The sequence below is a fragment of the Gottfriedia sp. ABJ_BB2_2 genome (assembly GCF_055484705.1).
Genome location: NZ_JBVFKR010000011.1, coordinates 109268 through 117718 on the forward strand (window position 1 = coordinate 109268; position 8451 = coordinate 117718).

The 8451-nt window shown below is 36.0% G+C and carries 5 protein-coding genes, 9 tRNA genes and 2 rRNA genes; all 16 read right to left on the reverse strand.

Going from position 1 to position 8451, the window contains the following annotated elements:
* Positions 1 to 158: 158 nt before the first annotated feature.
* Positions 159 to 1961, reverse strand: coding sequence for a glutamine--fructose-6-phosphate transaminase (isomerizing) (gene glmS, locus ACX6U0_RS18575; RefSeq protein WP_464961355.1), 1803 nt, complete (start codon positions 1959 to 1961; stop codon positions 159 to 161).
* Between the two features lie 540 nt (positions 1962 to 2501).
* The gene (gene glmM, locus ACX6U0_RS18580; RefSeq protein WP_464961356.1) at positions 2502 to 3845 is read right to left on the reverse strand and encodes a phosphoglucosamine mutase; all 1344 of its coding nucleotides are present in this window, start codon (positions 3843 to 3845) and stop codon (positions 2502 to 2504) included.
* Between the two features lie 13 nt (positions 3846 to 3858).
* Entirely contained in the window at positions 3859 to 5142 is a 1284-nt protein-coding gene (locus ACX6U0_RS18585; RefSeq protein ID WP_464961357.1) for a CdaR family protein, read from the reverse strand.
* A complete protein-coding gene (gene cdaA, locus ACX6U0_RS18590) occupies positions 5135 to 5953 on the reverse strand; it encodes a diadenylate cyclase CdaA (RefSeq protein WP_464961358.1) in 819 nt (272 codons plus the stop codon). Before cdaA ends, ACX6U0_RS18585 begins: the two co-directional genes overlap by 8 nt.
* A gap of 193 nt (positions 5954 to 6146) precedes the next feature.
* Positions 6147 to 7046, reverse strand: coding sequence for an arginase (gene rocF, locus ACX6U0_RS18595; RefSeq protein WP_464961359.1), 900 nt, complete (start codon positions 7044 to 7046; stop codon positions 6147 to 6149).
* 232 nt (positions 7047 to 7278) lie between these two features.
* Positions 7279 to 7354 (reverse strand) — tRNA-Ala (locus tag ACX6U0_RS18600).
* Between the two features lie 20 nt (positions 7355 to 7374).
* Positions 7375 to 7449 (reverse strand) — tRNA-Gly (locus tag ACX6U0_RS18605).
* Positions 7450 to 7463: 14 nt separating this feature from the next.
* Positions 7464 to 7536 (reverse strand) — tRNA-Lys (locus ACX6U0_RS18610).
* Between the two features lie 46 nt (positions 7537 to 7582).
* A tRNA-Gln gene (locus tag ACX6U0_RS18615) sits at positions 7583 to 7657 on the reverse strand.
* An 8-nt stretch (positions 7658 to 7665) separates the two neighbouring features.
* Positions 7666 to 7750 (reverse strand) — tRNA-Tyr (locus ACX6U0_RS18620).
* Between the two features lie 17 nt (positions 7751 to 7767).
* Positions 7768 to 7843, reverse strand: a tRNA-Val gene (locus ACX6U0_RS18625).
* A 10-nt stretch (positions 7844 to 7853) separates the two neighbouring features.
* Positions 7854 to 7928, reverse strand: a tRNA-Glu gene (locus ACX6U0_RS18630).
* A 20-nt stretch (positions 7929 to 7948) separates the two neighbouring features.
* Positions 7949 to 8021, reverse strand: a tRNA-Thr gene (locus tag ACX6U0_RS18635).
* A gap of 8 nt (positions 8022 to 8029) precedes the next feature.
* Positions 8030 to 8104, reverse strand: a tRNA-Asn gene (locus tag ACX6U0_RS18640).
* Between the two features lie 10 nt (positions 8105 to 8114).
* Positions 8115 to 8230, reverse strand: a 5S ribosomal RNA gene (gene rrf / locus ACX6U0_RS18645).
* 125 nt (positions 8231 to 8355) lie between these two features.
* Positions 8356 to 8451, reverse strand: a 23S ribosomal RNA gene (locus tag ACX6U0_RS18650); the annotation flags it as partial.

Consider the following 8451-nt stretch of genomic DNA (forward strand, 5'->3'; position numbering starts at 1 on the left):
ATATAAGTTGTTGCATGCTTTGTTTAACTCACAGATATGGAACTTCATTCCTAACATTAAAAAGAAATTGTTCTAACTTAAAATTTTATTTTCCAACTTTATTGTAAATTTTCCAACTTTATTGTCTTTTTACATTATCGAACATTTACCAAAAAAAATTATTCAACTGTAACAGATTTCGCTAAGTTACGTGGTTTATCAACGTCACAACCACGGTGCAATGCTGCATAGTAAGAGATTAATTGTAATGGTAGTACAGATAAGATTGGTGATAATTCTTCTTGTACTTTTGGTAGTACGAAGCGATCGCCTTCCATTTCTAAACCTTCCATTGAGATAATACATGGGTTTGCTCCACGAGCAACAACCTCTTTTACGTTTCCACGGATGTTAAGGTTTACTGACTCTTGAGTCGCTAATGCAACTACTGGTGTACCTTCTTCAATTAAAGCAATTGTTCCGTGTTTTAATTCTCCACCCGCAAATCCTTCTGCTTGGATGTAAGAAATTTCTTTTAGTTTTAAAGCACCTTCTAAACATACGAAGTAGTCAACGTTACGGCCGATGAAGAATGCATTACGAGTAGTTGCTAAGAATTCAGAAGCAATTTTCTCCATTTCTTCTTTTTGACCACAAATAGATTCCATCGCATTTGCTACGATACCTAACTCTTTTACTAGGTTAAAGTTAACAACTTTACCTTTAGCTTTAGCTAAGTCATTTGCTACGATTGCTAATACTGCTAATTGTGCTGTGTATGCTTTTGTTGATGCTACTGCGATTTCTGGACCTGCATGTAATGGCAGAGTATAGTTAGCTTCACGAGATAATGTAGATCCTGGAACGTTTGTAATCGTAATTGCTTTATAGCCTAATTTGTTTGTTTGTACTAATACCGCTCTGCTATCTGCTGTTTCACCACTTTGTGAAATGTAGATAAATAATGGTTTTTCCGATAGTAATGGCATGTTGTATGAAAACTCACTAGCAACATGTACTTCTACAGGAACACCAGCCATTTTTTCGATGAATTGTTTTCCTACTAAACCAGCATGGTAGCTAGTTCCACAAGCAACGATATATAATCGATCCGCTTCAGCTAAAGCTGCTTTTATTTCACTATCAATTTCAAGTTCGCCATTTTCATTTTGATACTTTTGAATGATGTTACGGATTACTAATGGTTGCTCATCAGTTTCTTTTAACATGAAATGAGGATACGTTCCTTTTTCAATGTCACTAGCATCAATTTCAGCTGTATATGGAGCACGCTCAATTTTATTACCGTTTAAGTCCATTAATTGAACTTCGTCTTTTGATACTAAAATTACTTCTTTATCATGTAACTCGATAAATTGATCAGTAATTTGTAACATAGCCATTGCGTCTGAAGCAATAACATTAAATTCTTCACCAACACCTACAAGAAGTGGGCTTTTATTTTTTGCAACATAAATTACATCTTCATTTTGTTTGTCTAATAATGCAATTGCATAAGAACCTTTTAAAAGTTTTAATGTTGCTGTAAATGCTTCTAAAACTGTTAAACCTTTTTTAATATGCAGCTCTACTAACTGTACGATAACCTCTGTATCAGTATCACTAGTAAAGTTAAAGTCATTTAAATAATCGTTTTTTAACTGTACATCGTTTTCAATAACACCATTATGAACAAGTGTAAAACGTTCAGTAGAACTTTGGTGAGGATGCGCATTACGCTTACTTGGTGCTCCGTGTGTAGCCCATCTAGTATGTCCGATTCCAACATGCCCGTCTGCCTTTGCTGGAATAGCTTCACGTAAAATTGCAATTCTACCTTTTTCTTTATAAACTTCTACACCATTATCTGTTAAAAGAGAAATCCCAGCAGAATCGTATCCACGATACTCTAATTTCTCTAAACCTTTTAACAAAATTTCCTTAGCATTATTATTTCCAATATATCCAACGATTCCACACATAATATCTATTGCTTAGTAAGTCCTCTAACAAGACGTACAAAAGTTGTCTAGGAATGGAATGCTGTTTCCCTAACCGTTTATTATTTAATTTTCTATTCCCTCGTCATGTTTAATAGCGGTAGAGGACTTACAAGCAATATCCACCTACCTTTCGTATTATCGCAATTAGCGAGTTCATTTTATAATTTTTTAAACGGTGTATCAGATTATTTACTTTTGTCCACTCGGTCACCCGCGTGTTTTACATAAATAATTTCGGTTGTGATACATCAACCGGGAGTCATCCGCCGAAACTTCGATAAAACTCCACCTCGTCAACTACACATTTTCGTCCTGTGTAGTTCTGGCGCTTTGTTTAAACCTTTATTAATTCATATCCTCCTCTCATGTTAGGAAAACAATAAAACTACTATACTATAATTCAAAAGTCATGGTCAACAAAAATATTTTTTGAAGTTTTGAAAGTATAGTCGCTTATATAACAAAAATATGCATAGAAGGACACATTAGTGCTCATCTATGCATATAAATTTTTATTTATTATTCGCCAACTTCTTCTTTTACAACATTTACGATTCTTTCAACAAATTGCTTACATTCTTCTGCTGATGGAGCTTCTGCCATTACACGAATTAATGGCTCTGTACCTGAAGGACGTACTAAAATACGACCATTTCCATTCATTTCAGCTTCTACTTCTTCAATTGTTGCTTTAATTCGCTCATTGTTTAATGCTTCGTTTTTATCTGTAACACGAACATTGATCAATAATTGTGGATATTTTTTCATTTCTCCAGCTAATTGTGATAATGTTTTTCCAGTTTCCTTCATGATGTTTACAAGCTGAATCGCACTTAACATGCCATCACCAGTTGTAATATAATCTAAGAAAATGATATGACCTGATTGTTCTCCACCTAGGTTAAAACCATTTTTTCTCATTTCTTCCATCACATAACGGTCACCAACACCTGTTACGGCACTTTTCATTCCATTAGATTCTACAGCTTTATAAAAACCTAGATTACTCATAACAGTCGATACAACGGTATTTTGCTTTAAGCGTCCTTTTTCATTTAAATGCTTTGCACAAATATACATAATTTGGTCACCATCAACGATATCACCATTCTCATCAATTGCAATTAAACGATCTCCATCGCCATCGAATGATAAACCTACATCGGCACCTTTTTCTTTAACTAACGCTGCAAGCGCTTCTGGATGAGTCGAGCCTACACCGTCATTGATATTAAATCCATTTGGATTTGTTCCCATTGTTACGATATCTGCTTCTAAGTCCGCAAAGATATAAGGTGCTAATGAAGAAGTAGCCCCGTGTGCACAATCAAGAGCAACTAATAAACCTGAGAAATCCTCGTCAATTGAATTTTTAAGGAATTGTAAGTACTTTTGACCGCCTTCAAAGTAATCGCTAACTTGGCTAAGATCACTTCCTGTTGGTCTCGGTAAATTATCTACCTCAGCGTCCATCAAGTCTTCAATTTCCTCTTCTTGCTCATCTAATAATTTAAATCCATCTGGACCGAAAAACTTAATTCCATTATCCTCTACTGGATTGTGAGAAGCTGAGATCATTACGCCAGCCTGTGCACCTAATGCTTTTGTTAAATATGCAACTCCAGGAGTTGAAATAACACCTAAACGCATTACTTCTGCACCGATTGATAGTAAGCCTGCAACCAACGCGCCTTCTAACATGTGCCCTGATACTCGTGTATCACGACCTACTAAAATCTTAGGTTTCACATTATTCTTTGTTAAAACATATCCACCACAACGTCCAATTTTATATGCTAATTCTGGAGTTAGCTCTTTATTTGCTACCCCTCTTACACCATCAGTTCCAAAATATTTACCCATTATTATTCTCCTTCTAATTCGATGATTGTCCTACTATTTCTGTATCCTTATCAGATTCGGCCGTATTTTTATCCGTCATTTCGACGATTACAGTATCGTAATTTAATCGATAAATGACACCTTTTGGCGCACTAATCGATAGTGTTACTTCATGTGTCCCTGCTTCTAATCCACTTACTTTTGCTGTGATTATAAGATCTTTCGGGTCTATTGCACTCAAATCTTCCTCAAATCCCCTTGCAGAGACTGTAACTTTACCTGAAGATGGTTTCGTAATTTTATATGTAAAATTTTCATTTTCTCCAGTAAATACGATTGGTATATCTGTAAATTTTTGTTCCGTTTCTTCAGCTAATTCAACTACAACCTCTATCGTACCTGGATCAACTCTAAATGCACCATCTGGTGTTGGAACAGTAATTTCGTATGTACCACTTTTATCAAATGATGATAAATCAACAGGCACCTGAATTGGTCCACTAAAATTATTTAACCAATCCTCAGATGCATATACCTTAACCTCATCAGTATTCGTTATCATACTTTTTAATTTTAAACCATCCTGTAAAGTACCACTTTCGATCATCTCAATCGGAAAATATGCACTTTGTGAAACAATTGGGACAGTTACTTCAACATTCTTTGGGACACTACTTATAGATAATTGTGTACCTTTTTTATTATATAGTTTCACAGGAAGTTCCTGACTAAACGTTTGATTTGCATCTGATACGTCTATATCAACTCTGGCAGATGATACTTGGGCTACTTCTTCAGCAGATCCCACTATTTTTATTTCATTTGGTTTAATTATGGCGTCCTCTGCTTTATAGCCGTGCTTAATTTTGTTTTCATTTATATATACTGCTTTAATTGAGACTACTTTTTCTACTTTTTCTTTAATCGTAACTGTAACAGTCCTTGGTTTAATCGTTGCTTTAATCTTTTCTGATAAATTGCGTACTTTTAAAGGGACTTCATATGTTCCTAATGCATAAGAAGTAAGGTCTATGTAAACTTCAAAATCTCTTTTCATTTCAGCAGTTTTAACGATACTATTTGGACCATCTAACTGTACTGATACAGTTTTTGGAATACCATCTACAATTAGATTTTCTTGATCATAGATTGGCGTTACAGGAATATCTCTCAGTAGCTCTTTTTTATTCATCATTGGTAAATCAATTATGTTCGAGCTACTCGATTGTGGAACTAAATTAACAGACATAAAAAGTAATAAAGTAACTAATAATGCGATTCCTCTTAAAATCCAACGGTTATCCATAAAATTATCCATTACGTTTTACCTTCCAATTCCATTTTGATGTAGTGGACTCTTCTGGTGATTTTAGTTCCGTATTCAATAAATTAACAAGTTCATCTTTTGATAATTCTCTATATAAGTTCCCATTTCTAGCAACTGAAACAGCCCCTGTCTCTTCGGAAACAACAATTGTAATGCTATCAGTTACTTCACTAATCCCTACTGCTGCTCTATGTCTTGTACCTAGCTCTTTAGAAATAAATGCACTTTCTGAAAGCGGTAGGTAACATGCTGCTGCAGTAATCTTTTCACCTTGAATAATAACTGCGCCATCATGTAATGGTGTATTCGGAATAAAAATATTTATAAGCAGTTCCGATGATAAATTAGCATTCAGCGGGATACCTGATTCAATATAATCACCCATACCAGTTTGTCTTTCAAACGATATAAGAGCACCTATTCTTCGTTTTGCCATGTATTCTGTTGCTTTAGCTATACTTTCCACTATGTCGGTTCTATCATTGGCACCGCCAGGAGAAGTTCTAGAGAAAAAACGACCCCTACCAAGTTGTTCTAAAGCTCTTCTTAGTTCTGGCTGAAAGATGATGATCACCGCTAAGAATCCCCATGTTAGTGCTTGATCCATTAAAAATTGCAATGTATGTAAGCCAAATAAGCTACTTAATACCTTAACAACGATAATAATCGTAACACCTTTTAATAATTGAACAGCTTTTGTACCTTGAATGATGATAATTAGTCGATATATAACAAACCAAACTAATAATATATCTAATCCATTTTGTAAGTATTGTAAAAAATTCATATGTAAAGAAGGCACCTTTTACCCTCCTAATTATTTATATTAAAACCCGTATCTTCAGTATTATACCATATTTTCGTTATACACAAAATTTGAGAATTATTAACTATCTTAACAATTATTTGAAAATATGATATTGATCAGAAATATAAATAATAAAAAGCTAGCAAATTATGCTAGCTTTAACAGTAATGACATGTAATTCTTTGTTTTATAATAATTTTTCTCCAAGCAACGATCCAATTAAAGCAACAGCTACGATTGCTGTTTTATTTTTTTCATCTAAAATTGGGTTAACTTCCACAAATTCAATCGATGTAATGATATCTGCATCTGATAACATTTCCATTGCTAAATGACCTTCTCTGTATGTGATTCCACCAGGAACAGGCGTACCAACACCAGGTACATGGATTGGATCTAAACCATCAAGGTCTAATGATAAATGAACACCGTCACACTCTTTTAAGTGGTCAATTGTTTCTTCCATCACTTTTGTCATACCTAATTTATCAACTTCATGCATTGTATAAACTTTAATACCTAATTCTTTAATAATTGCTCTTTCACCTTCGTCAAGATCGCGAGCTCCTATAATGATTACGTTCTCTGGTTTTACTTTAGGGAAGTAACCACCAATCTTCGTTAATAAATCATGGCCATGACCTAATGACACAGCTAGTGACATACCGTGTATATTTCCAGATGGTGATGTTTCTGCAGTATTTAAATCACCATGAGCATCAAACCAAATTAGACCTAAATTATTATAATGCTTTGAAACACCTGCTAATGTACCGATTGCAATACTATGGTCTCCACCTAACACTAAAGGCATTCTGTTACTTTTAATCACTTCATCAACTTCAACTGCAAGCTTTTCACAAGTATCTTTTACTGATTTTAAGTTTTTTAAATTATGTTCAGTATGTTCTTCTTTTACTAATGAACGATCTACTAATATATCCCCTAAATCTTCAACATTATATGAAAGATTTTCAATGCGCTCATGAAGCTGTGCATATCTAATTGCACTTGGTCCCATATCCACTCCACGTCTTGTTTGACCTAAATCTAATGGTACGCCAATAATAGAAATTTCTTTTTTCATTTTATTTCCCCCTATGTCAATTACGTAAGAAAACGCTTACTTTATTTTTTAAATAAAGAACCGTAAATTAGATTCTTAAAGTTATTAATTATATTAATAGTTTAAATCTTTTGAAACGAATGGGTCAACTCAACATTTTTTTGTATACATATGCATTTTCCTCTTCAATATTTTATGTATTGAGACAAAAAAAAACCTTAGTCAAAAGACTAAGGTTACACTTTATGTATATTGGTGGAGCCTAGCGGGATCGAACCGCTGACCTCCTGCGTGCAAGGCAGGCGCTCTCCCAGCTGAGCTAAGGCCCCATTATATATTTATACAGAAATGGAGCGGAAGACGGGGCTCGAACCCGCGACCCCAACCTTGGCAAGGTTGTATTCTACCACTGAACTACTTCCGCATAAAAAAAAAGAGTGAGCCATGAAGGATTCGAACCTTCGACCCTCTGATTAAAAGTCAGATGCTCTACCTACTGAGCTAATGGCTCGTAATGAAATTACGATCAATTTGAATGAAATTGTGTAAATAAAAAATGGCTGGGCTACCTGGATTCGAACCAGGGCATGACGGAATCAAAATCCGTTGCCTTACCGCTTGGCTATAGCCCAACAATAAATGGTGGAGGGGGACGGATTCGAACCGCCGAACCCACAGGGAGCGGATTTACAGTCCGCCGCGTTTAGCCACTTCGCTACCCCTCCGGAGTTATTAAATTAAATGGTGGAGGATGACGGGCTCGAACCGCCGACCCCCTGCTTGTAAGGCAGGTGCTCTCCCAGCTGAGCTAATCCTCCATAATATAAGTGGTGACCCGTACGGGATTCGAACCCGTGTTACCGCCGTGAAAGGGCGGTGTCTTAACCGCTTGACCAACGGGCCATATGTGTAAGTCTTTTCCAAGCTTCCAACCGGGCTCGAACCGGTGACCTCTTCCTTACCATGGAAGTACTCTGCCTGCTGAGCTATGGAAGCATAAAAAATGGCTCCGCAGGTAGGATTCGAACCTACGACCACTCGGTTAACAGCCGAGTGCTCTACCACTGAGCTACTGCGGAATGGTTTTGAACCAAGCGACGTTCTACTCTCACAGGGGGAAACCCCCAACTACCATCGACGCTGAAGAGCTTAACTGCCGTGTTCGGTATGGGAACGGGTGTGACCTCTTCGCTATCATCACTTGATTCATTTAATTGTGACAATGATTATTATATCAAAATACCAATCAAAGTCAACATATTTTGAAGATTTTTTTGGAATTTTTACCATTTTATACCTTCAAAACTAGATAATGTCATTATCAAACTTGTTAGTTAAGTCCTCGACCGATTAGTATCAGTCAGCTCCACGTGTCACCACGCTTCCACCTCTGACCTATCAACCTGATCATCTCTCAGGGGTCTTA